Consider the following 26,534-nt stretch of genomic DNA (forward strand, 5'->3'; position numbering starts at 1 on the left):
TCAGGTGGTCAGGCCGCTCATGGTCAAGATCTTCAAGGACAAGCCGGTGTGGCGGGAGATTTCCGATCTTCCTCTCAGTTTCGTCAATGAGGGTCAGGCGGAGACGTTCGCGGAAGCGTTCACGACTCTTATTTTCCGGGGCTCGTTCTCTCTTGATCCTTCGACGTTCGTGAGTGCGGGTATCAGTGGGCTCATTTTCGAGGTAGTCGCTGACGGTGCTGGGCGCGGCGGAAAATTTGTGTACAAGGTTCTTCCCGAGAATTTCAAGTTTGCTCCGTCTGTCATCAATCGGCTCCCGGGTGTCGGAGGGGGCAGTGTCAGGGGTGGCGTGGGGAGTGGCGTCGGTGGCGATGTGCCGGTTGTCAAGCCTTTTGTGCTCAAGCCGTCGCGCACGGCGGTTTCCGCACCGGCTGTCCCGTCGTATTCTTCCGGTTCTTCCGGCTCGGGTGTTGGTGCGTCGTCCGCCGGCGTCACCGAGTCGACTTTCGGCAGTGGTGAGGGCTCGTCCGGGGTTCCGGGTGCGGTGACCGGTCCGGCGGCGGCCGTGAGCGGTGGGGCAGCCCCGTCGTCCTTGTATGTTTCCTCGACACCGGACGGTGCTGTCGCCCCGGAGTTCGCTGTCGGTGACAACGCTTTGCCTGTATCGGGGGATCCGAGTGCCGGGTCCGCTGTGTCCGGGCTCGGTTCCCTGGATTCCATGGGCGCGGGGGACGGTTCGCTGGGCGACTCGGCTGGTGTCGGGCAGCCGAATGTCCGGTCCACGGTGGGGCCTTCCGTATCTACTCCGGCGTTCACCGCGACTTATCGGCAGGGCGCCGGCGACGCGTTCACCGAAGAGTTCGCCGCCGTCGCTCCGGACGTGGTGAATCCGGACGCGACGAGTTCGCCCGGCCAAGGACGGCAGGTTTCGCCGGTTTCGGACATGGCCGAGCGGCCTGCGGTGGGAGCGGGTTCAGGTGGCAGGGGCACCGGTGGAGGGACGGGCGACGAGGACCCTTTCGTATCGCTCGCCGAGGGCACGGAGACGGAGGCGGACGGGGAGGCCGCGTCGCTGCCCGTGAGCGCGGAGCACCGGTCGACGATGGACCCGGGCGGTCTTCCAGCGAGCGGTGGAGCGGCCGGTACGGCGGGGCGTGGCGACCCCGCGGCAGGATCGGACCAGAGCGTCGAGAGGGCCGTCCCGGACGGTGTTGCCGCGGCTCCGTCAGCGCAGGCGGTTGTGCTGGACGCCGCAGAGGCTCCCGCCGCTCCTGTTCCCGGAACTGGCGCCGGGCAGCCGGCTGCGGCCTCGGGCAGCACGACCGAGGTCGAGGCGGCGGCTGTTCAGGAGGAAACCGGGCTCACTCCCGATGAGGGGGAGCAGCCGGCTCCTCTGGCGCCGCTCACGGCGGCAGCCGCTGCCCTCGCAGGCGGTCCGCAGTCCGGTGTCCCGCAGCAACGGCTCCTGACCCCGGCCAACGCGGCCGTCACCCCGCCCGCCGATGGCCTTGCCGAGTCCGTTGTGCCGTCGTCCCCGGAAGCCAGCACCCCCGACACCCGCACGTCCGTGTCCCAGGGCCCTGGACGGGATGACGCGACGCAGGGGACCGCGTCCGAGATGCCGTCGTCGTACCGTCCCGTTCGGACCGAGTCCGAAGCCCCGCCGACGAAACTCGACACGGCTCCTTCCCCGGAGTTGCCACCCACCGTCATCGGAGCGGCGCCCGACGACGACTCCGAGTTTGATGGCGCGTCAATTTTTAGCTACGTCACCGATGCTTCATCCAACGACTCCCCATACGACTCCGACGACGACGAGCGGCAGGAGGCACTGACTTCCGGCGGCTGGGACGCGACCAAGGGCAGAGACACGGCGCAGGACTTGGGCGACGACCTCGACGTCATCCCGCTGCGGGAGGCCATCGATGCCGCCCCCGGTGACGTGTACTCCGCCGTCCCGCAGCCCGCGTCCGCGATGGCCACGGAGCGTCCCTCCGCGACCGGGGCGGAGTCCGCGCCGCCCCGCGCTCGGCTCGATGGCCGGCCGCGGATCGTGGTGCGGTCGGCCTTCGATGTGCGGCGCTTCACTCACGGCGGCGGGAGCGTCACCGACCTGACCGTGCGGCTCGCTTTCCGTCCGGGTGACGGTCGGACCGATACCGACGCCGTGATGGCGCGGGTGCGCCAGGGCGTGGAGGAGTTCTACAACCGGCCGGGGTACAAGCTGCCCAACGGTGACCGGCTGCATGTCACCGTCGAGCCGGTCGGGCCGGACGACAACCCGCATCTGACGGTCGAGTTTGTCGGCCGGGATCAGGAGATGAACCAGCGGGCGTGGTGGGCGGATGCCGACCCGGTGAAGTACGCGCACGAGTTGGCACACCAACTGTTCCTGCGGGACGAGACGCGCAACGAGAGCAACCCCGACCGGCTCCACGCGCCCGGCAGCCTGCTCGGACCGTTCGACGAGCAGGCCCCCGGCGGCCTCGCGCAGAGCGGCCTGCGCGAGCGCCACCTGCAACTGTGGGCGGCGGTGGCCGGGGACATCGCGGCCCACACCTCGCCGGAGGGGACGAGCTGGGCCGATGCGCGGAGGAACGCGACTGCGGAGCTCCGGGAGCGGGTGTGGGTCGATCCGGTGTCGCTTCCCGAGGTCTCCCCGCAGATGGAGCCGGACGGCTCGGTGCCACCCCCGCTGCCGCTCGGACGCGGTCTGCCCACGCCGGCGGAGGCGATACCTGATGCCGCACCCGAGCCGGCCCCCGCCGCCGAGCGGTTGCTCGCGGATTCGCGGTCCACGGGGGAGGAGTTCCGTGCCGCGGTGCGGCAGGTCGCCGAAAACGTGCCAACGGAGGGGGCGGATCCCGCCGAGCCGGGGACCGTACCCCCGGCAGAGGATTCCACTGCTGGGGACCCGGCAGCCGTGGAGACCAGCCCGCCCCGGCCGGGCTCCCCCGACTCCGGCGTGCTCTCCGCGGTGGGGCCCAAGGACGAGCCCCGCGAGCCGCTGCCCGTGAGCGATGAGCCGCGCCGGCCCCTGACGGAGGCGTCCGGCGCCGGGAACGGGGTCAGCGGCAGCCTGTCGGCGACGCCGACAGCCCCGGGTTCCCGTCCCGACGAGAGCCAGAGCGACGGCAACGTCCACGACCGCGAGGCCCGGGTGGACCCCGAGCCCGTTCCGGACACGGGCACGGGCACGGGCACAGATACCAAACCTGATACCGAGGCCGTCGAGTCGGCGGAGCCGGACGACCGGGCGGCGTCGCGGCAGGACAGGCCGCCATCTCCCGACGAACAGCGCCATGGAGGCACTGCCACCAACACCCCAGCCACGCCGCGGCCGGATGTCGTCCCGCCGGGCGATGACCCGCCGGGTGACGACCCCGCAGGCCGCGCCCCCACCGCCGCGGAACTCAGCAGGGTCATCTTGGAGTTCGGGAAGCGGCCCGAGGGGACTCACGGCCTGGAGCACCTGACACCCGTCCCTGAGGAAACCGTCGTCTGGCTTCAGGATCAGATGATCAAGCAGGTCGAGGGCGACCTTGGTGAGGACGCCGACTTCCACGCGCTGGTGCGGGCCACTGTCACCTCGCGTTTCCTGAGCGGCGTGTGGGAGGGCCTGTTCAGTGAGCGCGGAGTGCCGATTCGGGCCTCCTACCGTGGACACACCTACTGTGGCGCGCTGCGCCTGGGTCTCTCCGAACCGCAGCCGGGGGACCCGGACATCGAGGAGATGCACAACCCGGACGGGCCTCCGGTCAATATCCAGCGCTGGGTGTTCGGCACCAGCGAGGTGGGCAACACCACCAGCGCCCACGATCTGCGGTCGCTGAACCTCGGCTACGCGCACACCTGGCGGCCCTCGAAGGGCGGACGGCTCAAAAGAGTGACCTTCGCTCCGACCGCCAAACTTACGTTCAACCAGACGAGCACCACGGTCATGGCCAGCAGGGCCGTGCAGCCCATGGTGCTGCTACGCGTCCGCGAGCGTTCGCGGCCGTACGACTACCGGATGAACTGGCAGTTCAAGAAAACCGCCGGACTCCACGACGCCCTCACCACGGTGGGGGACGAGGAGTGGCGCACCCTGCGGCGCCCGGATGAGGAGGAGCACTTCACGGTCTGGGTCCCCCAGCACCTGATCGACGCGGACAACGGCGCCGGGGTGCGGGACGACGGCGATCCGGAGAAGCGCCCCGCCCCGTTGGCGACGGTGACGCACCACGTCCCGCTGCTGGCCATCGAGAGCGTGCCCCACGCCGACCAGTTGCTCGCCGACGTCCTGAGCTCCTTCAAGACGGACCTCGCGAACATCTCCGAGGCTTCCCTGGACGAGCTGCGGCACTTCTTCGGCGAGGGTAACCTGCGCGGCACCAGTCGGCTGATGACCGGTGGGAGGTACCCCTCACCGACACTGATCGCCAAGGACGGGTCCGTCATCGGCGTGCTCGGAGTCCATAAGGTCCTGCACGAGCGGAAGGGGCCCGACCACGTCGCGGGGCCGCCCAGCCAGAACTCCGTGCTGGAGTCGCACATACTGCGCTCCCTGAAACTCGCCGGCAGCGCGTCCGTCGAGAACGGGGCCGGAGCGTCCGCGGGGCTCACCTTCGGGATAGCCCAGGACGCGTCCGCTCCCGGGACGGAGACCGATACACAAGGGGTCGCACTGACCGGACAGGTGGACGTCCAACACCAGTTCAAGCACATACTGAACTCGGGAGGCAGCGCCAGGATATCGCGCTCGCTGCGTACCTCGAAGCCGCTGTTCCGGGAGAACGCCGACGCCGTCTACGACATCACTCTCGTGCCGGCTGCCGGCGCCGAGCGCGGGCCCGAGCCCGGCAGTCCGCTGGCCACAGGCCGGAAGTATCGAGAGATCCTGAGAGTCCCCTCCGAGGCCACCGTCTCGGGCGTCCCGAAGACCAAGAAGTACCTGCCACCGGAGGTTCTGAGCCTGCGGTCGCTCAACGTCAGCACCACCCCGCTCAAAGTGGACGGCACCGAGGAGTTCTTCCAGGACCTCGAGATCTGGATGCGGAAGAACGGCTTCCTGCCATCACACGAGGAAACCCTCCTGGCCAGGTACCAGGGCCTCGCTGCGAGGGTCCTGGACATCCAGCGGCTCTACGAGGCACTGGACGGCGCCGCGAGCGCCTTGGACGCCCAGTGGCTCTACGAGGCACTGGGCGGCGCCGGGAGCGCCCTGTACAACCTGTGGCTCACCCACGTGCAGGGCCCCGCCGCCGCGAGGGCCCTGCACATTCAGCAGCTCAACAACCTGCGCAAGCTGGACCTGTGGCGCGCCGAGGTGGGACAGCTCGGGGCACTGGGGGAGTCGGTCGAGGACGGCAGTTCCGAGTGGTTCGTGCTGCCCACCGTGTTGGGCGGCACTCAGCGGTTCACGGTAGAGATCACCACCAAACCCCGTCAGGTCGAGGGCGCGGAGGATGGCGGCGTCACCCACGACATGACGCTCAAGGACGTCCAGACCCTCAACTACACCGCCTCGACGATGGCCGGCGACGAGCAGTTCAGCCGCAGCGCGTGGGGGCACACCTGGACCGGCCAGGTCTCTGGAACGAATGTGCTCAACGAGACGGGCGATTCGGAGCTGCAGGGGATCACGGGGGAGGGCAGCATCACGCGGCAGCCGACGAAGATCACCGGGTCCAGTGCCGGGACGGGGCACGAGTTCTACCTCCTCAGCCCCACCGCCGACGGAACCGAGGTCTTCACCATGCCGGTCACACACCGAGCGGTGATGTCCTGGACCCATGGCGAGGCCCCGGCCCCGCGGGAGATGGACGGCAAGGTGACCGTGGCGCTGCCGACGTACCGGACGCTGAGTGAGGCGAGCGATGTGGACCCGCCGCCGGGTGCGGTGGCACGGCCGCTGACCGAGGAGGACGAGAAGGTGCTGGCGACCGCGCTACGGCCGCCCACGACGGCTATTTTCGACCGGTTGGATGGCAGCGAGGCCATCCGTGTCGCTGTGAACAGCATGTTGAAGACCCTGGTGGCCGCGGCCGGGGAGGACGCGGACGGTGAGCGGACCATGCCGGGCGCGTTCCCCGAGGACGCGGACGGTGAGCCGGAGCCGACCGAGACCGCATGGGGCGGCGAAGCTGTCCGTAACGCTGTGAACGGCATGGTGGAGGGCGGCGAGGCCATCCGCAACGCTTTGCGCGGCATATTGGAGACGCTGGCGACCGTGGCCGAGGAGGACGCGGACGGTGAGCGGACCATGCCGGGCGCGTTCCCCGAGGACGCGGACGGTGAGCCGGAGCAGGCGGCGGAGCCGACCGGGACGGCGGAGACCGCCGACGGTGCGGCGTCCGGGACGCTGGGCGCCGACCTGGACCGCCGGATGGCCGACCTGGGCCACCGGATAGCCGACCTGGCCGACATCGTCTGGCAGTGGACCAAGCAGCGCGCGGTCGGCGAGGACGTACTCCACCCCGCGAGCAGCGCGCAGGAAGCCATCAGAACCGGTTTCTCATCGATCCACCTGATCGGCAACGCACAGAGGATCGCGCGCGACTCCTACGTGGTGGAGAACATCGCCTCCTCCGGTGTGCTCGCCGGTAAGGACATCACGGTCGAAGTGCGGGGCTATCTGACGGACGTGAAGGCTCTGCCGGCTCCCGGGGTGATGGACTACGAGCGTTGGGTGCAGTCCGTCGACGCCTCGGCACACATCGACAACGTCAGCCGCGGGCACAGCTACGGGGGCGGAATCGCCGGGAACTACAGTGTTCCGGGGCGCCGGGTTGTCCCGTCCGGGCGGTACCTGCACCGTCGCACCGTCACCGAGGTCGACACGGTCAACGACAACTCGCCTGTGATGCGGGTGACGACCGAGAACGACGTCTCGCCGCACCGCTTCAGTGCCAAGGTCACGTACGTCGTCACGGTATCGATGGGCCAGCGCAATGCGTTGATCGCGATGGTGTCGCCGAACCCGACGCTCAGTGTGCAGCAGATCGTGGAACCCTCTGATGCCACCGCAGAGTTCATACTGAATGACAACGACCTGATCAACCACCCGGAGTTCAGGCTCGCCGGTGTGCCCGCGCCGCCTGATCCCGGCCCGTACGACCGGATGCTGCCGCCCGGAATGGTGCAGAGCGGGAAGCTGCCCTTCTCCTCCGTGGTCGAGGTGGAGATCGAAGCACCGGCACCGGCTGAACCGGAGGCACCAGCACTGGTTGAGACGGAGGCACCGGCACCGGCTGAACCGGAGGCACCGACGGTCGCTGAGCCGCAGCCCGGGACAGCCGCCGCTCAGTCACCGCCCGGGGCCGACGTTCCCGCCGAGCCGAGCGCCACCGGATCCTGGAGCCCGAGGTCCGCCTTCGAGACCCTGATCAGGGACACGGTGGAGAAGGTGGCTCCGGGCGTGACCAAGCCGGGCCGCTCGAACTATCTGCCCGGCGTGCGGACCCGCATCAACGAGCACGGCACCTGGCTCGGTCTGGCCACCCTCCCCAACGCGGGCCCCGAGGCCCGCACAATCTTCCATTTCGTCCACCGCTCGGCTGCCGGTCCGAAGCTGGTACAGGTGTCGCTGAATGCCCGGCCCGTCGGCGATCTCGCCGCGGCACGCGGTCGTTCCGCGCTGAAGACAGCCGGTCTCGACAATGTGCTCGGCCACACCAATGGCGACGGGGGCACCCTGCCGAAGCCAGGGACGACCCGGCACTCCCGCAACGATGCCTCCAGCGACCAGCTCGAGTTCAGTCCCATGGCCCAGGTCGACAGCCACCGGATCAAGACGACTCTCGGCGTGATCCGGAAGACCGAAAACCAGGAGGCGGCCATCTCCACGGTCGAGCGGCGGATCTGGGAGCGCACTGTGGGCGACACATCCGAATTCGACCTGCTCTACGAGTACTCCGTAACCGTCGAGTCGGTCCCCCTGGACGAGGCGTTGATCGTCCGCTTGCCTCGGCTACTGGCCGAGTGGCTGGGCTGGGCCGGCCGGAAAACCGGACTGGCCGAACTGGCTGCCCACGCCTACGGCCTGGTGCCCGACGAATGGCAGGCGAGCCTCCAACGGCTGTTCGACTCGTTGCCGTTCCCTCCCCAGCATGTGAGCGGCAGTGTCCACGCCATGGTGAGGACCCGCTTCAGCGGCTCCGAAACCCCGCGCGACACCGGCATTACGACGCAGCCGCCCGTACGGCGCGCCGAACCCGCGGTCTTCACCAGCGACCCGAGCAAGGCGCCGCCGCCTCCGCCCGACGGTGCCGTCGTCATCGACATGGAGATGGGGGAGAACACCAGGGAGGTGTTCAGTGGCGAGCCCTGGCTCCCGAAGCGGCCGTTCGCGCTCTACGATTTTGACGCCGTGCCGGAACTCGTCAAGGCGCTGCGCGAGGTGGATCCGGACCTCGACGACGGCCTGCTGCTAGGCATGCAGACCTCTACCTCGGTGGAGGGCACGCTCCTGCGGCTGGCCCAGATCGCGGCGACCGGCAGGCTGACGCAGCTGACACCCGCCGCCACCGCGCCGTACCTGGGACGTCCCGGCAGCGACAGGAACGCGCTCCAGATGCTGATCTTCGCACCGCGCAGCGAGTCGGACAGCCGGGACACCGCCATCGACCGTATCGAGATCGCCAACGACGGAGCGTTCACCCAGGCCGATCTGTCGCTGAGCCCGTCCACGGACTTGAACCTCAGCCCGTCACTGAAGAACGCGGGCCAGGATCGCCTGGCACTGAAGGGTCCGCTTGCCGGGTCCGCATCGACTGTGGGCCAGACGTGGACAGGGTCGGCACCCCGACGCGAGATGCTCCGCTACGGCACACCGATGGCGGGCGCGGCCGAGGGGGTGCGCGGCCACGAGGTGTGGGCAGCCGGGCTGCTCAAGGTGGTCGGACCGAAGGGCACGCGTTGGGTGACCGGCAACATGATCCTGCGTACGACTGAGGCACCGCCCGGCTTCGAGGCATCGCCGCCGGTGGACGGCACCCAGGAGGAGGCGCCGCAGCCGGCGGACACTCCGCCGCCCGGGCAGGTGCCCGGGGTGCGTCGCGGCGTTGCCGAGCGCCAGTGGACCGCACGGAACGTGTCGGAGGAGGACCTGCCTGAGGACCTGCGAGGGCTCGACGTCGGCGGCAGTGTCAGCGTGGCCGAACTGAGAGCTGCGGGCATCAAGTTGCCGCTCGGCCGGGAAGTCGAGGCGCAGCTGAGCGGTCTCATCGGCCTGAGCGCACTGGAGCCGCTCGACCAGGTACGGGTACTGATGGTGCGGCCCGGCCCCTGGCCCCCCGTGCTCGACACCATCGAGGCCGCGACGTCGCGGCGGATCTGGGCATTGGCCGCCGCGGAGTTCGCGGCCGAGGGCGAGATCTCGGCCGATGGCACGACGGAGGCGGACGTGAACCGGGCGGGAGACACGGCCGTCGGCCCGGTACTGACACCGGAGCCGGGCCCCGTGCCCACGGATCCCCTCAAGCCGGGCACGAGTCCCGCGGCGCACTGAGCCAGGCCGTCTACCCGGCCTTCCCCGTCGTCCGCGCGATCGAGCGGATCTCGCGCAGCACCGTCGCCACCGCCGGGACGTTCGCCATGTCCGGCCACAGCAGCGTGTAGGTGTTGCGCAGCGGCCAGCCACGCAGCGGGCGGTGGACCAGGCCGGGGGCGAGGTGGGCCTGGAGCGCCAGCTCGCTCATCAGGCTGATGCCGAGGCCCGACGCCACCAGCGCCTGGATGGCGCTCACGTCGTCGACGGTCGCCGTGATCCGGGGCTGGAAGCCCAGACTGGTGCAGGCCGCCATGAACCGGTCCCGGAAGCTCTCCATCACCCAGTCGTACGAGGCCAGGTCCGCGAGGTCCACCGAGGAGTGGCCGGCCAGTGGGTCGTCCTCGCGCATGAGGACGCAGCGGCGGTCCGTCGTCAGTGCATGGCGGAGCATCGTGCTCTCGCCCTCCGGCAGCTGTTCGTTCTCCCAGTTGCACAGCAGTCCGAGATCGGCCTCGCCGGTCCTGACCATACGGCGGGCCTCGACCGGTTCGGCCTGTACGACCGTGACATGGACCTCCGGGTGCGCACGTCGCAGGCGCGCGATCAGCTGCGGCACGAGGGTCACACAGCTGCTCTGGAAGGCGGCCATCCGCACCAGTCCGCCGCCGCGCGCCACCACCGAGGCGACCTCCTGGTCGGCGGCGCGCAGCACCGAGAAGATGGTGTCCGCATGACGCACCAGCGCATGGCCGGTCTCGGTCAGTTCGAGCCCGCGGCCGACTCTGACCACGAGTGGCGCGCCCACCGCCTGCTGGAGGCGGCGCATCTGATAGCTCACCGCAGGTTGGGTGTAGCCCAGGGAGACGGCGGCAGCGGTGTACGAGCCCGTGCGGGCGACCTCGGCCAGCACCCGGAGCTGATGTACGTCCAACATCCCCGAAGCATAAAGGGGGTTGATGAGTCGGCGAAAAAATCCTCGTTAGACATGGAGGTTCGGTATTTGATCGAATTGCGGCAGCACAGCAACCGTCACTCTCCCTCCCCCTCTTCGCTGGAGCTCCGTGTGACCGCTACCGTCGAAGCAGGCCCGCGTCCCCTCGTGCAGATCCGGGGTGTCGACAAGCACTTCGGTGACACCCAGGTGCTGCACGGCATCGACCTGGATGTCGCGGCGGGCGAGGTCGTCGTGGTCATCGGTCCCTCGGGTTCCGGCAAGTCGACCCTCTGCCGTTGCGTCAACCGGCTGGAAACCACCACGTCGGGCACGATCACCATCGACGGTGTGCCGCTGCCCGAGGAGGGCCGGGGGCTGGCCACGCTGCGGGCGGACGCGGGCATGGTCTTCCAGTCGTTCAATCTCTTCGCGCACCTCACCGTCCTGCAGAACCTCACCCTGGCGCCCATGAAGGTGCGCGGGCTCTCCAAGGCCGACGCGAGGGAGCGCGCCCTGAAGCTGCTCGCCAGGGTGGGGCTCGCCGACAAGGCCGACGCCCACCCGGCCCAGCTGTCAGGCGGCCAGCAGCAGCGCGTCGCGATCGCCAGGGCACTCGCGATGGATCCGAAGGTGCTGCTGTTCGACGAGCCCACTTCCGCTCTCGACCCCGAGATGATCCAGGAAGTCCTGGAGGTCCTGGTCGAGCTCGCGGCGGAGGGCATGACGATGATCGTCGTCACGCACGAGATGGGATTCGCCCAGCAGGCCGCCGACCGCGTGGTGTTCATGGACGGCGGCCGGATCCTTGAGACGGCGAAGCCCGCCGACTTCTTCGCCGCCCCACGGCATGAACGGGCCGCCGACTTCCTCTCCAAGGTGCTCCGCCACTGAAGCCACGGGTTCGCACGGCACACCATGGACCTGCTGTGTGAGCTCCTCACCCGCGTCGCCGCTCCGCACCTCCCCCGTCTCGGAGCGGCGGCGCGCACCCCACCACCCCGCACCCACCACCCCGCACCCCACCACCCCGCACCCCGGCACCCGCCCGCCGTATCCGCTTGTTCCCCACGGCGTACCTCGTCGTACCCGACCCGTCTCCTGCCGGAGGACCCATGTCCGTCACCTCAGCACCGCGCACCGCCGCCGCCAGAAGGCGCGCAGCGGCCTTCGTGTCGATCGTCGCGGCAACTGCCGTCCTCACCACCGCGTGCTCGGGCTCCTCGTCGTCCGAGGCGAAGGTGCCGGGAGCGCCGGGAGCCAAGTCGGGATCGGCCATGGCCGACGCCGCTCCGGCACTCGACGCGCTGATAGCCGCCGAGAAGCCCGCCGACGCCTCCCTGATGCCCGCGGGCTCCACCGCCGCGCAGATCAAGAAGCGTGGGGAACTCCTGGTCGGCGGTACCCAGACCGCGGCGCTGTTCTCGCTCCTCGACCCGACGACGGGCAAGGTCGGCGGCTTCGACGCCGCCCTGTCCCGGCTGCTGGCGCAGTACATCATCGGCAAGCCCGCCACGAAGCTGGTCAACGTGACCTCCCAGACGCGTGAGGCACTGCTGAAGAACCACTCCGTCGACGCGGTGTTCGCCACGTACACCATTACGCCGGAGCGCGCCGAGGTCATCAACTTCGCCGGGCCCTACTACATGGACGGTCTGTCCATCCAGGTCAAGAAGGACAACAGCGAGATCACCTCGCTCAAGGACCTGGCGGGCAGGACCGTGGTCACCCAGTCGGGCTCGACCGCCGCCTCCACCATCAAGTCCCAGGTGCCGACGGCGAAGATCCAGCTCTTCGAGACCAACACCGAGTGCCTGCAAGCACTCAGGCAGGGCCGAGCCGACGCCTACGTGCTCGACCAGGGCATCCTCGCCGGCAACGCCACCACCAACCCCGACGTCAAGGTCCTCGCCAGCACCTTCAGCGAGGAGCCCTACGGCATCGGTCTGCCCATCGACAAGCCGGACTTCAAGAAGTTCGTCAACGACTGGCTCAGGGGGATCGAGGCCGACGGCACCTGGGCCAAGGTGTGGAAGGCCACCCTCGGCACTCACGTGCCCGGCGAGGCTCCGGCCCCGCCGAAGATCGGCTGACCGGCGATGGACGTCATCACCTCCAACCTGGACGTGTTCGGCAACGGCCTGCTGGTCTCCCTGGAGATCAGCGGAACGACCTTCGTGGTCGCGGGCCTCCTCGGGCTCGTCCTGGCCGTGTTCAGGATCAGCCCGGTGGCCCCCCTGCGCCTGTTCGCCAGGGGGTACGTGTCCGCCGTGCGCAGCGTCCCGCTCCTGGTCCTGCTGACCCTGTTCGTCTTCGGTCTGCCGGAAGTCGGACTGGTCTACTCGCTGTTCTGGACCGTGGTGACGGCCATGAGCCTGTACTGGGCGGCGTTCTTCTGCGAGACCATGCGCTCGGGCGCCCGCGCCGTGCCCCTCGGGCAGATCGAGGCGGGCAGGGCGCTCGGATTCACCTTCGGGCAGGTGGTGAGGCTGATCATCGTCCCGCAGGCGCTGCGTTCGATCATCCAGCCGCTGGCCTCCCTGCTGATCGCGGTGATGCTCAACTCCTCCCTGGCAGCGGCCGTCGGTGTCACGCAGGAACTGACGGGCCAGACCCAGCTGCTCGATCAGCAGTACGCCCAGCCCTTGATCACCTTCGGCGCCGCCGCGGCCTGCTACGTCGCCTTCACCTTGGGGATCGGCCGGCTGGCCGCGCTCATGGAACGCAGGTTGGTGGTGCTGCGATGAGCACCCTGGCCGAATACGACGAGAAGCAGTCGGCGGCCCCTGAGAGGCCCGTCCGTCCGGTACGCGGGATCGCCACTCTGATGGCGAGGCTGGGGGAGGACGAGGCACCCCTCTTCGACGCGCCGGGGCCTCGCGGGCGCCGCCGCATCGCTGTGGCCACGGCCGTCTCGGTGCTGGTGATGGCCGTGCTGCTCGCGGTCGCCGTCCGCCAGTTCGCGGTGAAGGGCCAGCTGGACGCCGACAAGTGGCAGTTGTTCGCCGAGTGGCCGATCATCCGGTATCTGCTGACCGGCCTCTGGGCAACCGTCAAGATCACCCTGGTCAGCGGAGCGATCGCGTTGCCCCTCGGCGCACTGCTGGCCCTGGCACGGCTGTCCAGGACCCGGCTGCTGCGGTGGCCGGCCACTGTGTACGTCGAGCTGATGCGGGCCGTTCCGCTGCTGCTCCTGATCTACGCGTTTCTGCTGGGGCTGCCGAGCACGGGCATCAGGATGTCGCTCTTCTGGCAGCTGGTATGGCCGATCGTGATCACCAACGCGGCGGTCTTCGCCGAGATCTTCCGCGCCGGCGTCCGTGCACTGCCCGCCGGGCAGACCGAGGCCGGGCACGCGCTGGGGCTGAGCCACTGGTCCACGATGCGGTTCGTCGTCCTGCCCCAGGCCGTCAAACAGACCTCCCCGGCCCTGGTCAGCCAGCTGATCCGGTTGCTCAAGGACAGCACACTCGGCTACGTCGTCAGTTTCCTGGAACTCCTCAACTCCGCGAAGGTTCTGGGCGAGTTCAACCACACGATCGTCCAGAGCTACCTCGTTGTCGCACTTGTCTTCGTGATCGTCAACGTGGCTCTCGCTTCGGTCGCGGGCCGCATGGAGCGCCGGATCGGCAGCGGCGCGGGCACCCGCAAACCCCGCGCCTGACGGCTGTCCCACGGCCCCGCCTGCCCGGGGCCACCCCAGATCGGCCGGCAGAGGCGTTGCTGCCCCGTCACGTCTCTGCCGGCTTCACAGCTTCAGCTCTCCCCCTCGTCACCGCCCTGCCGGCTGCCGCCGGCCGGTCGGTCGCGCGCGCCCAGCGGCGCGAGTCCCCACGAACTCTCAGTGAAGGGAACCCCAATGTGCAGACTTCTGGGCGTTGTCGCCTCGGACCCCGGCACCGTCAGCGATCTGCTGACCGACGAACTCGACCCGTTCATGTCATTGGCATGTGAGCACAGCCACGGGTGGGGCTTCGCCTTCCGTTCCAGGGGCGGCGCCGTGGAGACCGTCAAGGAGCCGGTGAGCGCGGAGGTCAGCACCCGGCTGCGTCCGCTCCTGGACACCACCACCACCGACGCCGCCCTGTTGCACCTGCGGATGGCCAGCCCCGGCTTTCCCGTCACGATGCCCAACACCCACCCGTTCGGTGACGCCGGTGCGGCCTTCGCCCACAACGGCGACTTCACCCCGTACACGTGTCTCGACGAGGTGATCGGTCCCGATCGTCTCGCACGTGCCGAGGGTGACACCGACAGTGAGCGGTTCTCCCTCGCCGTCCGCCGCCACATGGATGAGGGCATGGAACCCGTGAAGGCCCTCATCCGGACCGCCGATGACCTGCGCTCCCTGGCGACTTCCTTCGTCAGCCTCAACTGCCTGCTGCTGACCCCCACCGCGCTCTTCGCCTACACGGAGCACGACCCGCGCTCCGAGGTCATCGAGCGTCGCGGTGCCGGCTACTTCGGCCTGCGCTACCGCCAGGACGGGGCCAAGACCGTCGTGGCGTCCACCGGATGGCCCCAGCCGGATCCCGAGTGGACGGTGCTCCCCGAACGGCATGTGCTGGAGATCGCGCGTGGCGGCCCCAGGACAACGATCCACGGAGGCTGATTTCGGCCCTCGTCCTGTGGCTGCCGACTCCGCCGGACAAGCTCGACCGTGGTGAGCCGGCCGGATTCAGGGTCCCTGTCCAAGCTGTCACTTCGCTTGGGCAGGGACCCCCGCCTACGGCCGGAAAAGAATGCCTACCACGGGTACATCAGGTAATTCGGACCGCCCAGGTTCGAGTTCACCTTTACGCAGGTGAAGCCGTTCAGCAGGCCCTGCTGGGCAAACGTGTTGCCCATTGTCTGGCACTCCAGCATGGAGTCGGCCCAGTGCGGGCGGAGATTTGTTTCGGCAGAGGCCGTGCTCGCCGTGGCGAGAGGAAGGGCAATGGCGCCCGTACCGATAACGGCTGCGGCCGTTATCTTGCTGCGAGTGATCAACGTCATGATGATGTCCAATCGATTATTGGGCACGCGCTGAATGTGTCAGTCACCGCTTCGCCGCAGTCCTACACGGACCTGGCAGTCGCGGAATTCCCCGTGACGGCTCGTCATCCGCCTTTATCGGGGGTTGGATTGACAGTGGAAAGTCCAGTGATCGGCCGTGCGTCACGCCAGGCTCGACCGACAATTGCTACCGCAATTCGAAGAACGGGGCGAGGGCCGACCGATTCCGCGGGAAATCCGCGGACCGCTCGACCGGCCCGCTCCTAACCGACGGCGCCGACCGTGTCCGCGAGTCTGCGGCGGGCCGTCCGGGCGGCCGGGAGGAAGGAGAGGGCGACGGCGCCGAGTACCGCGCCGGCGGCGAGCACCACGAGATGGAGCAGCGAGGGTGCTCGGGCGACCCCGGCACCGATCCCGCTGGAGTGCGCCTCGGCGTCGATCAGCCAGTGGGCGAGGGGCACGCCGAGCACCACGCCGGTCACCGCGGCGAGCAGGGCGACAGAGCCGATGGCCGTCACGGTGACCGCGGTGATCTGCCCCGGGGAGAAGCCGATCGCCTTGAGCGCGATCAGATCGCGTTCCCCCGCCAGTACGCTGTCGCCGATCGCGGTGGACAGATCGATGAGACCGATCAGCGCGAGCACGACGACGAGACCTATGACGACACCCAGCATCGAGGAGAGCCGGTCGCCCGGACTCGTGACCTCGTGGATGTCCAGACGCCCCTGGGAGGCTTCCGTCAGGGCCGTACGGACCCCGTCGGGGTCTGCGCCGGCCCGCAGCCGGAGCTGGTAGAGCGCGGGGCTGAGACCGGGATCGTTCTCGCGGAGGGTGTCCAGAGAGGTGGAGATCACCCGGCCGCTGTTCTCCGGCTCGATGCTGCGGCCGACGATGTGCAGGATCTGCGGGTGCTCGCCGGCGGTCATCCGCACCCAGTCACCGACCTTCACATCGAGCAGGTCGAGCAGCCCCTGACCGGCTACGGCTTCGTCCGGTCCTTCGGGCGGGCTGCCTTCGGCGACGGAGAAGGGGTAGGGCTCGGCTCGGGTACCGACGCCTCGCAGTGCGATGGTCCCGGTCTGCCCCGGTACGAGCGCCGCGACCTCGACGCCGGGGTGGGCGGCCGCGACCTGGTCGTCGGCTTCGAGTATCGAGCGCGCCTCGGGGTCACTCAGCCCCTGTGTGGCCCGTGCGGTGAGGGCGGCTGCCATTCCCATCTGCTCGGGTTCGCTCTGGAAGCGGCCGATGGTGGTCCAGGCGCTGAGGACAACCGTGATCAGCAGGAGTGGCAGCGCCAGCCGGGCGACGGTCGCCGGTGTGTGGTGGCCGCGTACGAAAGCGCGATGCCAGCCGAGCACCAGGGCCGGTGACGCACCGAGTCCCAGGGCTCTTCTCGCTGTCCGGGAAAGCCGGCCACGGGACGCTGTCACCGGCGGAAGCAGGGGTACGGGCGGTACCCGCCCGGCCCGCCAGGCGGCGAGGCAGGTGGTGGCCCCGATGAAGAGGACGGCTCCGGCCGGCACGGCGAGCAGGGCCGTCGGGTGGCCGGGCAGACCCTGCCAGACACCTACCGCCTCGCCCAGTCTGCCGGGGACACGGCTGCCGAGTGTCCGGGTCAGCACGGTCGCGAGCAACGCGCCCAGCACGGCGAGGGCGAGGTGCTGCACGAGGAAGTTCCGGGTGACCTGGCCGGGGGTGAAACCGATTGCCTTCAGTACGGAGATGTCTCTCAGGTGGCCACGCACCCGTGTGCTGATGGCCCCGAACACAGCCAGCGCGGCAGCGATCAGCGCCCCGAGTCCGAACAGTGCCAGCACCTGGCCGAGCAGCCGGGTGTCGCTCTGCGCCTCGCCTCGCGCCTGTTGCCAGGTGGACACGTCGACGACGGTCCCGGCGCCGAGTTCGGTGACCGCGCGTTGGATCGCGTAGTCGGTGTCGTCGGGCTCCGTCAGCATCAGGCCGGTGATCTGCCCCGACCATGTGCCGCCCGTGCCGGCGACCGCGGAGGGCAACGCCCACACGGTGCCCGGTCTCTGGCCCGGCCGGTAGCGGAGTTCGGCGCTGTCGGCGATGCCGAGGACGGTCAGGGGGCGGTCGCTGCCGGGCACGGTGAGGACGTCCCCCGGTTCGGCCCACAGGGCACGGGCCAGACTGCTCTCCAGGACCACACCGTCCGGGCTGCCGGAAGTGAGCCAGCGGCCGGAGGTGATGAGCGGCCGGCCGGTGGCGGGCGGATCCTCACCGGCGCCGCGCAGTTCGACAGCGGCGCGGACGCCCCGGGACACGACGGTGGCGGAAGCGGTGCGGTAGGGGCCGGAGAGGCCCTCGACACCGTCCAGGGAGGCCAGCCGGCCGGTGTCGGCGGCAGGCCCGGTGTGGATCCAGACGTGAGCGCCGTGGGACTGGGTGAAGATCCGCTGCCAGGGGTTGGTGGCGTAGCCGAACAGGGCGGTGGCGAGCAGCAGGGCGGTGACGATTCCCGTGGTGGCCAGGACGATGAACAGGGCCTCCCCGCGGTGGGTGCGCAGATCCGTGTGGGCCCAGCGGAGGGTTGCCCGCACGGTCAGCCCTTCAGTCCGAGGGCGCCGGGCAGGCCGGTACCTCGTGGGGGAGTGCCGCCCAGTTCCGCGTCGTCGGTTATCCGGCCGTCGAAGAAGCTGATGACGCGGTCGGCGGTGCTCGCCAGCCGGGCGTCGTGAGTGACCAGGAGGATCGTCTGACCGCGCTGGTGGAAGCGGGACAGCAGCCGCATCACTTCCCGGGTGCCTTTGCTGTCCAGACTTCCGGTGGGTTCGTCCGCGAGCAGGAGCCGTGGGTGGTTCACGAGGGCGCGGGCCAGGGCCACCCGCTGCTGCTCGCCGCCGGAGAGCTGGCCCGGCATGCTGCGTGCTTTGCCTTCCAGGCCCAGTTCGGACAGCAGTTCGTCGCGCTCGGCGCGGACCTGTCTCGCAGGGGTGCGGGCGAGCAGCGCGGGCAGTTCGATGTTGTCGGCGACGGTCAGGTTCGAGACGAGATTGAAGAACTGGAAGACGATGCCGATGCTGCGGCGGCGTTTGACGGCCCAACGCGCTTCGCTGTAGGAGTCGGTGCACTCGCCGTCGAGCCAGATGCTGCCGCTGTCGGGGCGCTGAAGGCCGCCGAGCAGGTGGAGCAAGGTGGACTTGCCGGCGCCTGAGGGGCCGCTGATGGCGACGAACTCTCCGCGCCGTACGGTCAGGTCCACTCCGCGGACGGCGGGAGCGGGAGCGCCTTCCCCCTGGTGGGTCTTGACCAGGGCTTCGGCGCGCAGCGCGTCGGGGGCCGGGCCGGCCGGGGGTCGGCTCACCGTGGGCCCTCCAGCTCTTCCTGGCAGCGCTCCAGCCAGTCGAGATCCGCCTGCAGGTGAAGCATGGCTCCCTCGATCAGCAGTTGGGCGATGCGGTTGTCACGGTTCTCGGCGGCCGACAGCTTCGACAGGGTGCGCATGGTGTTGAGGTATTCGCGCCGCTGTCTGTTGATCAGGCCGATCTGGTCGGCCAGGCCGGTGTGTGAGGCGAGGGCGAGTTTCATGAAGAAGTCGTCCCGGGCCCTGGGCTCGTCCGCCGTCTCCTCGAACCAGGCGTTCAGTGCTTCGGTTCCGGCGACGGTCAGCCGATAGATCTTCTTGTTGGGCCTGCTCGACTGGGCGATCTCCTCGCCTTCGATCAGGCCTGATTTCGCCAGCCGGCTCAGGGTGACGTAGACCTGTCCGATGTTCGGCTGAGGGTACGCGGCACCCAGCAGTTGCTCAAGGTCCTGCTTGAGTTCGTACCCGTGGGCCGGGCCCCGGGACAACAGCGCGAGGAGGTGCAGGCGCACCCGCGTCCCCTCCTCCTCGGTGTCGAGTCACTCGTCGAAAGGATTCCCCGCCACGTGGCATGTGGCCCGGATCGCTCTCGTCGCCGGCGGGGCCCTGGTGCCCCTCCCGGCAAGCTCTGCCCTGTCGGGCCGCCCAGCACACACACTCGCCGCGTCGGTCGGAGGCCCTGGTAGCTCCACTGCCAGGACATCCGGCCGCCTTACGATCGCTTGCACTGGAGGACGCCTCCCGAGGGGCGCACATGGCCGGCCGCGGCACTAGTATCGCGCATGGCCAACGGGTATACATGCCGAGACCCCGGACGACGATGCCTGGAGGCCTTGCACAGGGAGGAACCTATGCGGTGGATGCGTGCCGCCGGTAGGGCGCTCCTGATCGCTACGGTGATTCTGGCCGGTTACGCGGGTGCCGCCGTTCCGGGCGGCGGGGTGCGCGACGGTGGTCGCGGGCCGATGACGCTGGCCACGGCCGGGGACCTCACCGGCTATCTCGGGTCGTTGCTCGAAGGCTGGAACCGCGCGCATCCGCAGGAGAAGGTCACGCTCGTCGAGCTTCCGGACTCCGCCGACGAGACGCGGGCCCAGATGATCACGGAGCTGCGCTCCGGTGCCGGGCGCTATGACATCCTCAACATCGATGTCGCCTGGACCTCGGAGTTCGCCGCGGCCGGCTGGATAGCGCCGCTGGAGCCCGAGAGGTTTCCGCTGGAGGCCTTCCTTCCGCCGGTGGTCGACACCGCGACCTACGCGGGGAAGCTGTACGCGGTTCCGTATGTGACCAACGCGGGGATGCTCTACTACCGCAAGGATCTCCTGGACCTGGAAGGCGAGCAGCCCCCGCGTACCTGGGCCGAGCTGGAGCGCCAGGCGAGGACGATCGCCCCCAAGTACGGTGTCGGCGGCTACGCGGGGCAGTTCCTCCCCTACGAGGGGCTGACCGTCAACGCGGCCGAGATGGTCTATTCGGCCGGTGGGTCGATACTCGGCAGCGAGGGCGAGCGGGTGACGGTGGACTCGGCCGCGGCACGCACGGGTATCGGCCTCCTGGCCCGTGGTGTGCGTGACGGCTGGATCCCCCGCGTCGCGCTGACGTACACCGAGGAGGAGTCCCGCCAGGCATTCCAGGACGGCCGGCTGCTCTTTCTGCGCAACTGGCCCTACGCCTTCGCCGGCGCCTCCGGCAGGGACTCGAAGATAGCCGGGAAGTTCGATGCCGTACCGCTGCCGGGCAGGGGCGGCTCGGGGACGAGCGTCCTCGGGGGGTCCAATCTCGCGGTCGACGCGCACGCGCGGCATCCCGCGTCCGCCAAGGACCTGATCGCCTACCTCTCCAGCGACCAGGCACAGCGCAAGGTGCTCATCGACGGCTCGCTGCCGCCTGTCAGGGCGTCGATCTACCAGGATCCCGAGCTCATACGCCAGTTCCCGTTCCTGCCGACACTGCGGGCGAGTGTGCTGGCCGCCGCGCCCCGGCCCAAGAGCCCGAGGTACGAGCAGGTGAGCCTCGCCATCCAGGCCGTGACGCACGACGCGATGACGCAGCAACAGGGGCCCGAGGCGGCGGTACGGCGTCTGGCCAAGGAGCTGGCGGCTATCGCCCGCCGCGGCTGATTTCTTCTCCCACCCTAGTTACATGTTAGGCATCAAGGTGCGCCCCTTGGTGCCATTTCTCGTGCCCAAATGAGGGCATAGCCCCCAACTCTGTTCACCTTTCGGCGAGACCGTTGACATCACCTCGACATCCCTACTTAACATGTATGCATAGCCGCAGGGTTCAGCCTGCGGATGCCCTTCACGCAGAAACAAGGTCCACGGGTGAAGCTTCCTGCCTCGGTCGGTGACGGCCGCCCCCAGCTCGCGGTGCTCCCCTGGTGGCGCGACGCAGTGATCTACCAGGTGTACGTGCGCAGCTTCCTGGACAGCACAGGCGACGGAATCGGTGATCTGGCCGGTGTCCGCGCCGGGTTGTCCTACCTCAAGAAGCTCGGCGTCGACGGCATCTGGCTGAGCCCCTTCTATCCCTCCCCCCAGCACGACCACGGCTACGACGTCTCCGACTACTGCGATGTCGACCCCGTCTTCGGCGACCTTGCCGAGTTCGGTCTGCTGGTCGGTGACGCACACCGGCTCGGTGTGAAGGTGCTGCTCGACATCGTCCCCAACCACTGCTCCAGCGAGCACCCGTGGTTCACGGAAGCACTCGCCTCCGAGCCCGGCAGCGCGGCACGCGCCCGGTTCCACTTCGCCGACGGCCGGGGTGACGGCGGCGAGGAGCCGCCCAACAACTGGCACGCGATGTTCGGCGGCCCCGCGTGGACCCGGATCACCGAGGCCGACGGCTCGCCGGGCCAGTGGTACCTGCACATGTTCACGCCTGAGCAGCCCGACCTGAACTGGCGCAACGCCGAGGTCGGCGCCCATTTCGACGAGGTCCTGCGCTTCTGGCTCGACCGCGGTGTGGACGGCTTCCGTATCGACGTGGCAGCCGGACTCTTCAAGCACGCGGACCTGCCCGACTCCCCCGACCCCGAGGCCGACGTCCGCGCACGCGACTCGGTGAACCCGCTGGCGTGGAACCAGCCCGAGGTCCACGACGTGTGGCGCCACTGGCGGGCGGTCTGTGAGGAGTACACCGCCCGCGACGGCCGTGAGCGGCTGCTGGTCGGTGAGGTCTCCGTCCCGACCGCACGCGAGCACGCCCGCTACGTACGCCCCGACGAACTGCACCAGGCGTTCTTCTTCGACCTGCTCAGCGCACCGTGGGACGCCGACGCCTTCCGCAAGGTCATCTCGGAAGCCATGCAGGACATCGCCGGCACCGGCTCCACCGTCACCTGGGTCCTCAACAACCACGACCAGGTCCGCACGGTCACCCGCTACGGCGAGTCCGGCAACGGCAAGAGCGGGCTGGGCGCGGCGCGCGCCCGGGCCGCGGCCCTCCTGATGCTGGCTCTGCCCGGCGGAGCCTACATCTACCAGGGCGAGGAGCTGGGGCTGCCGGAGGTCGTCGACCTTCCCGACGACGTCCTCACCGACCCCATCTTCAGGCGCACCGGCAGCCGAGCCCGGATCCGCGACGGCTGCCGGGTCCCGCTGCCCTGGTCGGGGCACGCCTCCCCGTTCGGTTTCACCTCCGGCGCCGCCGGGGCCAAGCCCTGGCTGCCCCAGCCCGGCTGGTTCGCCGACCACGCCACCGACCGGGCGCTCGCCGACACCCGCTCCTTCTGGCACCTCTACCGTGACGGCCTGCAACTCCGCGCCGGTCTGCCTCAGTTGGGCGAAGGAACCCTTCGGTGGCTGGAGACCCGGCCCGGCGTGCTCGCCTTCGTCCGAAGCGACGGACTCATCTGCGCTGTCAATTTCGGTGCCTCCCCGGCACCGGCCCCCGTCTCCGGCGCACCGCTGCTCTCCAGCGGACCGTGCCCCACCGGCGTGCTGCCGGGATCCACCGCCGCGTGGTGGATCAGCGATTGCCCCGCCTTCTGAGACCGCCGAGAACCCCCTCAGCGCTTTTCCTCAACGGTCACAGTTCCGCCCACTGCCCGAACAGTTCTCCCGAGGAAGCAGACCCTTATGCGACGACGCACCATGCTCCTGAGCTGTACCGCACTGACCCTGGCGCTCGGCACCACCGCTTGCGGCGGTGACCCCGTCACCTCTGCGGGCGGCGGTGACAAGTCCCTCGACGGCCAGACGATATCCGTAGCGGGAGTCTGGTCGGGGGCCGAGCAGAAGAACTTCCAGAAGGTGCTGGACGCCTTCTCCGCGAAGACGGGCGCCAAGACCGAGTTCACCTCGACCGGTGACAATGTCTCGACCGTCGTCGGCAGCAAGATCGAGGGCGGAAACGCGCCCGACGTCGTGATGGTGCCTCAGGTGGGTGTGCTCCAGCAGTTCGTGAAGGAGGGATGGCTCCAGCCCCTCTCGGCGACCACGCAGAAGTCCGTGGACGCCAACTACGCGGAGGTGTGGAAGAAGTACGGGAGTGTCGACGGCTCGCTGTACGGCCTGTACTTCAAGGCGGCCCACAAGTCGACCGTCTGGTACAGCCCCGACGCGCTCGACCAGGCGGGCGTCAAGCCGCCGAAGACCTACGCGGAGATGCTCACCTCGGCCCAGGCGGTCTCCGACTCCGGGCTCTCCGCCTTCGCCGTCGCCGGCGAGGACGGCTGGACCCTCACCGACTGGTTCGAGAACATCTACCTCTCGCAGGCCGGCCCGGAGAAGTACGACCAGCTCGCCGCCCACACCATCAAGTGGACCGACCCCACGGTGGTCAAGGCACTCACCACGCTCGGCACCCTGTTCGCCGACAAGGAGCTGATCGCGGGCGGCCAGAAGGGGGCTCTGAGCACCGACTTCCCCGGTTCGGTCGAGAAGGTCTTCGGCCCGGATCCCGAGGCCGGCATGGTCTACGAGGGTGACTTCGTGGCCGGGGTCGCCAAGGACCAGTTCGGCAGGAAGATCGGCGAGGAAGCCGCGTTCTTCCCCTTCCCCGCCGTCGACGGGGGAAAGGCCCCCGTGGTCAGTGGCGGTGATGCCGCTGTGGTGCTCAAGGACGGCAAGAACCAGAAGGCGGGCATGGCCTTCATGGAGTACCTGGCCACCCCGGAGGCGGCAGCGGTCTGGGCCGGGGCCGGCGGCTTCGTCTCACCCAACAAGGAGCTCGACGTCGCGGAGTACGGCGACGACACCACGCGGCGCACCGCCGAATCGCTGGTCGAGGCCGGGGACTCCGTCCGCTTCGACATGTCCGACCAGGCACCTGCCGCGTTCGGCGGAACCAAGGGCATGGGCGAGTGGAAGCTGCTCCAGGACTTCCTGCGCGACCCCTCCGACCCCACTGCCACGGCGGGCCGCCTCGAAGCCGCGGCCGCCAAGGCGTACAAGGGCTGAGGCGGACGACATGACTGCCACAACCGCCCCCACCCGGGCAACGGGCCCGCGGACCGCAGGACCGGCAGGTTCCGGTCCTCGCGGGGGAGACGCCCGGCAGCGCGCCAAGCGGCGCCAGCGTGTCATCGCCCTGGTCTTCGTCCTGCCGGCGCTGCTTCTCCTCGGCGCACTCGTCGTCTACCCGGTGCTGTTCTCGATCGGCCGCAGCCTGTTCGACGCGGGCGGCAGCCGGTTCGTCGGCGGTGAGAACTACGCCGAGGTGTTCAGTGACCCGGCGACCCTCAAGGCGATCCGCAACAGCACCATCTGGGTGGTCGTCGCTCCGACTCTGCTCACCGCGCTCGGTCTGATCCTGGCCGTCCTGGTGGAGAAGGTCCGCTGGGCCACCGCGTTCAAGCTGCTGCTGTTCCTGCCGATGGCCGTCTCCTTCCTGGCGGCCGGGATCATCTTCCGCCTCGCGTACGAGGAGGACCCGGACAAGGGCGTTCTCAACGCCGCCGTCGTCGGGGTGCACGACACCTTCAATGACTCCGCCTCCTACCCGTCCGCACGCGCTCGTGACGGCCAGGGCCTGACCAAGGTGCCCGACGGGTCATACGTGATGTCGGACGCGGTGATGCCCGGCGGAACGACAGCCCTGGGACTCGTAGGCGTGGCGCCCGACGAACTTCCGTCCGGAGCGGAGCCCGCCTTCCCGGCGGCTTCCCGGGAGGCGTCCGGGACCGAGGTGCTCGGTGTGGTGTACCTGGACTTCACTCCGGGTGGCGGCGGTGAGCAGGGAAAGGTCGACAAGACCGAGAGCGGGCTGCCGGGCGTGGCTGTCGAGGGGGTGCGGGACGGGAAGGTCGTCGCCCGCGCCACGACAGCGGCTGACGGATCCTTCGCTCTCCGGGACCTCGAACCCGGCTCGTACGCCGTGCAGCTGCCTGCGAAGAACTTCGCCCCGCCCTACGAAGGGGTCTCCTGGCTCGGCCCGGCACTGGTCACTCCGGCGATCATCGGCGCGTACCTGTGGATATGGACCGGATTCGCCATGGTGCTGATCGGCGCCGGGCTGTCCTCACTGCCACGCGACACGCTCGAAGCGGCCCGGATGGACGGAGCCAACGAGTGGCAGGTGTTCCGCAAGATCACCGTGCCCCTGCTGGCGCCCATCCTGACCGTGGTCTTCGTGACCCTGGTGATCAACGTGATGAAGGTCTTCGACCTCGTCTACATCATCGCGCCGGGCCCGGTGCAGGAGGACGCCACCGTGCTGGCCACCCAGATGTGGCTGGTCTCGTTCGGTGGAGGCAACAACCAGGGGCTCGGCAGCGCGCTCGGCGTCGTCCTCCTGCTCCTGGTCATCCCCGCCATGGTCTTCAACGTCCGCCGCTTCCGCAGGAGTCAGTCATGAGCGTCACCGCACCCGCCCAGGCGGAGGTGAAGCCGACAGCCGCCGGTCCCGTGCGTCTCCGACGCACGGAGGGAGGCCGCATCCGCCGCTGGCTGGGCAACAGCCTCGTCCAGGCGTTCCTCGTCGTCGTGAGTCTCATCTGGATCACCCCACTCGCCGGCCTGTTCCTGTCATCGCTCCGCTCGGCACAGGACAACGCGGGGAGTGGCTGGTGGACCACTCTGACGAGCCCGAAGCAACTGTCCTTCGACAACTACTCCTCGCTGCTCGGCAACACCGGGATCACCCGGGCCTTCTGGAACACCGTGCTCATCTCGGTGCCCACCACGGTCCTGGTGGTCGTGATCGCCGCTCTGGCCGGATACGCCTTCGCCTGGATGGAGTTCCCCGGCCGGGACTGGATCTTCCTGCTGGTCGTGGCCCTGCTCGTCGTGCCCGTCCAGATCGGCCTGCTGCCGGTCGCGAAGATGTTCGGGCAGCTGGGGCTGTTCGGCACCATCCCGGGTGTGGTGCTCTTCCACGTCGCTTACGGGCTACCGTTCGCGATCTTCCTGTTGCGTAACTACTTCGCCGACATACCGCGCGAGATGCTGGAAGCCGCCCGGATGGACGGCGGTACCGAGTGGCGCATCTTCACCCGGCTCGTCCTCCCGGTGGGACGCCCGGCCATCGCCAGCCTCGCGATCTTCCAGTTCCTGTGGGTATGGAACGACATGCTGGTGGCGCTGCTCTTCGCGGACGCGTCGTCGCAGCCCCTGACCGTGGAACTACAGTCACAGGTACGCCAGTTCGGCAGCAACATCGACGTCCTCGCCCCCGGCGCCTTTCTGTCGCTGGTGGTTCCGGTAGTGGTCTTCTTCGCCTTCCAGCGGCACTTCGTGCAAGGTGTGATGGCCGGTTCGGTCAAGTGACGTGTGAGGCCGGCGGTCCGTGATCGCACAGGATCAGTCGGACTGCCGGGCTTGAACCGGTCGTCACCACGACACCCATGGGCCGCCAGGCGTCCGATGCCGCCGGGCGGCCCACCG

Annotated in this window: 16 protein-coding genes; 11 read left to right on the forward strand and 5 right to left on the reverse strand. The window is 69.2% G+C overall.

Features of this window, described 5'->3' with window-relative positions:
- Positions 1 to 697: 697 nt before the first annotated feature.
- Positions 698 to 9,469: a hypothetical protein gene (locus ACIREO_RS08950; protein ID WP_404106795.1), complete on the forward strand. Its 8,772-nt coding sequence runs from the start codon at positions 698 to 700 to the stop codon at positions 9,467 to 9,469.
- A 10-nt stretch (positions 9,470 to 9,479) separates the two neighbouring features.
- Here ACIREO_RS08950 and ACIREO_RS08955 read toward each other — a convergent pair whose 3' ends face one another.
- Positions 9,480 to 10,385 carry a LysR family transcriptional regulator gene (locus ACIREO_RS08955; protein WP_404106797.1) on the reverse strand — a complete coding sequence of 302 codons (906 nt, stop codon included), beginning with the start codon at positions 10,383 to 10,385 and terminating at the stop codon, positions 9,480 to 9,482.
- Positions 10,386 to 10,514: 129 nt separating this feature from the next.
- Here ACIREO_RS08955 and ACIREO_RS08960 point away from each other — a divergent pair, with 129 nt between their 5' ends.
- The 5 genes from ACIREO_RS08960 to ACIREO_RS08980 all read left to right on the forward strand — a co-directional run bounded on the left by ACIREO_RS08960 (position 10,515) and on the right by ACIREO_RS08980 (position 14,994).
- A complete protein-coding gene (locus ACIREO_RS08960) occupies positions 10,515 to 11,276 on the forward strand; it encodes an amino acid ABC transporter ATP-binding protein (protein ID WP_404106798.1) in 762 nt (253 codons plus the stop codon).
- A gap of 221 nt (positions 11,277 to 11,497) precedes the next feature.
- Positions 11,498 to 12,475, forward strand: coding sequence for a glutamate ABC transporter substrate-binding protein (locus ACIREO_RS08965; RefSeq protein WP_404106799.1), 978 nt, complete (start codon positions 11,498 to 11,500; stop codon positions 12,473 to 12,475).
- A 6-nt stretch (positions 12,476 to 12,481) separates the two neighbouring features.
- Positions 12,482 to 13,129 carry an amino acid ABC transporter permease gene (locus ACIREO_RS08970; RefSeq protein ID WP_404106800.1) on the forward strand — a complete coding sequence of 216 codons (648 nt, stop codon included), beginning with the start codon at positions 12,482 to 12,484 and terminating at the stop codon, positions 13,127 to 13,129.
- Positions 13,126 to 14,046, forward strand: coding sequence for an amino acid ABC transporter permease (locus ACIREO_RS08975; RefSeq protein ID WP_404106801.1), 921 nt, complete (start codon positions 13,126 to 13,128; stop codon positions 14,044 to 14,046). The genes ACIREO_RS08970 and ACIREO_RS08975 overlap by 4 nt, the downstream gene beginning before the upstream one ends.
- A 195-nt stretch (positions 14,047 to 14,241) precedes the next feature.
- Positions 14,242 to 14,994 carry a class II glutamine amidotransferase gene (locus ACIREO_RS08980; protein WP_404106803.1) on the forward strand — a complete coding sequence of 251 codons (753 nt, stop codon included), beginning with the start codon at positions 14,242 to 14,244 and terminating at the stop codon, positions 14,992 to 14,994.
- A gap of 134 nt (positions 14,995 to 15,128) precedes the next feature.
- Here the strand turns inward: ACIREO_RS08980 and ACIREO_RS08985 are convergent, their stop codons facing one another.
- The 4 genes from ACIREO_RS08985 to ACIREO_RS09000 all read right to left on the reverse strand — a co-directional run bounded on the left by ACIREO_RS08985 (position 15,129) and on the right by ACIREO_RS09000 (position 19,214).
- The gene (locus ACIREO_RS08985) at positions 15,129 to 15,389 is read right to left on the reverse strand and encodes a hypothetical protein (RefSeq protein ID WP_404106804.1); all 261 of its coding nucleotides are present in this window, start codon (positions 15,387 to 15,389) and stop codon (positions 15,129 to 15,131) included.
- A 251-nt stretch (positions 15,390 to 15,640) separates the two neighbouring features.
- Complete coding sequence (locus ACIREO_RS08990; RefSeq protein WP_404106806.1) at positions 15,641 to 17,938, reverse strand: ABC transporter permease; 2,298 nt, start codon at positions 17,936 to 17,938, stop codon at positions 15,641 to 15,643.
- A gap of 2 nt (positions 17,939 to 17,940) precedes the next feature.
- Positions 17,941 to 18,702, reverse strand: a complete 762-nt coding sequence (locus ACIREO_RS08995; RefSeq protein ID WP_404106807.1) for an ABC transporter ATP-binding protein — start codon at positions 18,700 to 18,702, stop codon at positions 17,941 to 17,943.
- Complete coding sequence (locus ACIREO_RS09000) at positions 18,699 to 19,214, reverse strand: PadR family transcriptional regulator (protein WP_404106809.1); 516 nt, start codon at positions 19,212 to 19,214, stop codon at positions 18,699 to 18,701. Before ACIREO_RS09000 ends, ACIREO_RS08995 begins: the two co-directional genes overlap by 4 nt.
- A 339-nt stretch (positions 19,215 to 19,553) precedes the next feature.
- Here ACIREO_RS09000 and ACIREO_RS09005 point away from each other — a divergent pair, with 339 nt between their 5' ends.
- From ACIREO_RS09005 to ACIREO_RS09025, 5 genes are all read left to right on the forward strand, one after another.
- Positions 19,554 to 20,825 carry an ABC transporter substrate-binding protein gene (locus tag ACIREO_RS09005; protein ID WP_404106811.1) on the forward strand — a complete coding sequence of 424 codons (1,272 nt, stop codon included), beginning with the start codon at positions 19,554 to 19,556 and terminating at the stop codon, positions 20,823 to 20,825.
- A 174-nt stretch (positions 20,826 to 20,999) separates the two neighbouring features.
- On the forward strand, positions 21,000 to 22,700 hold the full coding sequence (locus ACIREO_RS09010) for an alpha-amylase family glycosyl hydrolase (RefSeq protein WP_404106813.1): 1,701 nt from the start codon (positions 21,000 to 21,002) through the stop codon (positions 22,698 to 22,700).
- 87 nt (positions 22,701 to 22,787) lie between these two features.
- Positions 22,788 to 24,110, forward strand: coding sequence for an ABC transporter substrate-binding protein (locus ACIREO_RS09015; RefSeq protein ID WP_404106815.1), 1,323 nt, complete (start codon positions 22,788 to 22,790; stop codon positions 24,108 to 24,110).
- 10 nt (positions 24,111 to 24,120) lie between these two features.
- Entirely contained in the window at positions 24,121 to 25,506 is a 1,386-nt protein-coding gene (locus tag ACIREO_RS09020; protein ID WP_404106816.1) for an ABC transporter permease subunit, read from the forward strand.
- On the forward strand, positions 25,503 to 26,417 hold the full coding sequence (locus tag ACIREO_RS09025) for a carbohydrate ABC transporter permease (protein WP_404106817.1): 915 nt from the start codon (positions 25,503 to 25,505) through the stop codon (positions 26,415 to 26,417). Before ACIREO_RS09020 ends, ACIREO_RS09025 begins: the two co-directional genes overlap by 4 nt.
- Positions 26,418 to 26,534 lie beyond the last annotated feature (117 nt).

It is taken from the genome of Streptomyces sp. NPDC102441, from assembly GCF_044765585.1.
Classification (GTDB): Bacteria; Actinomycetota; Actinomycetes; order Streptomycetales; family Streptomycetaceae; genus Streptomyces.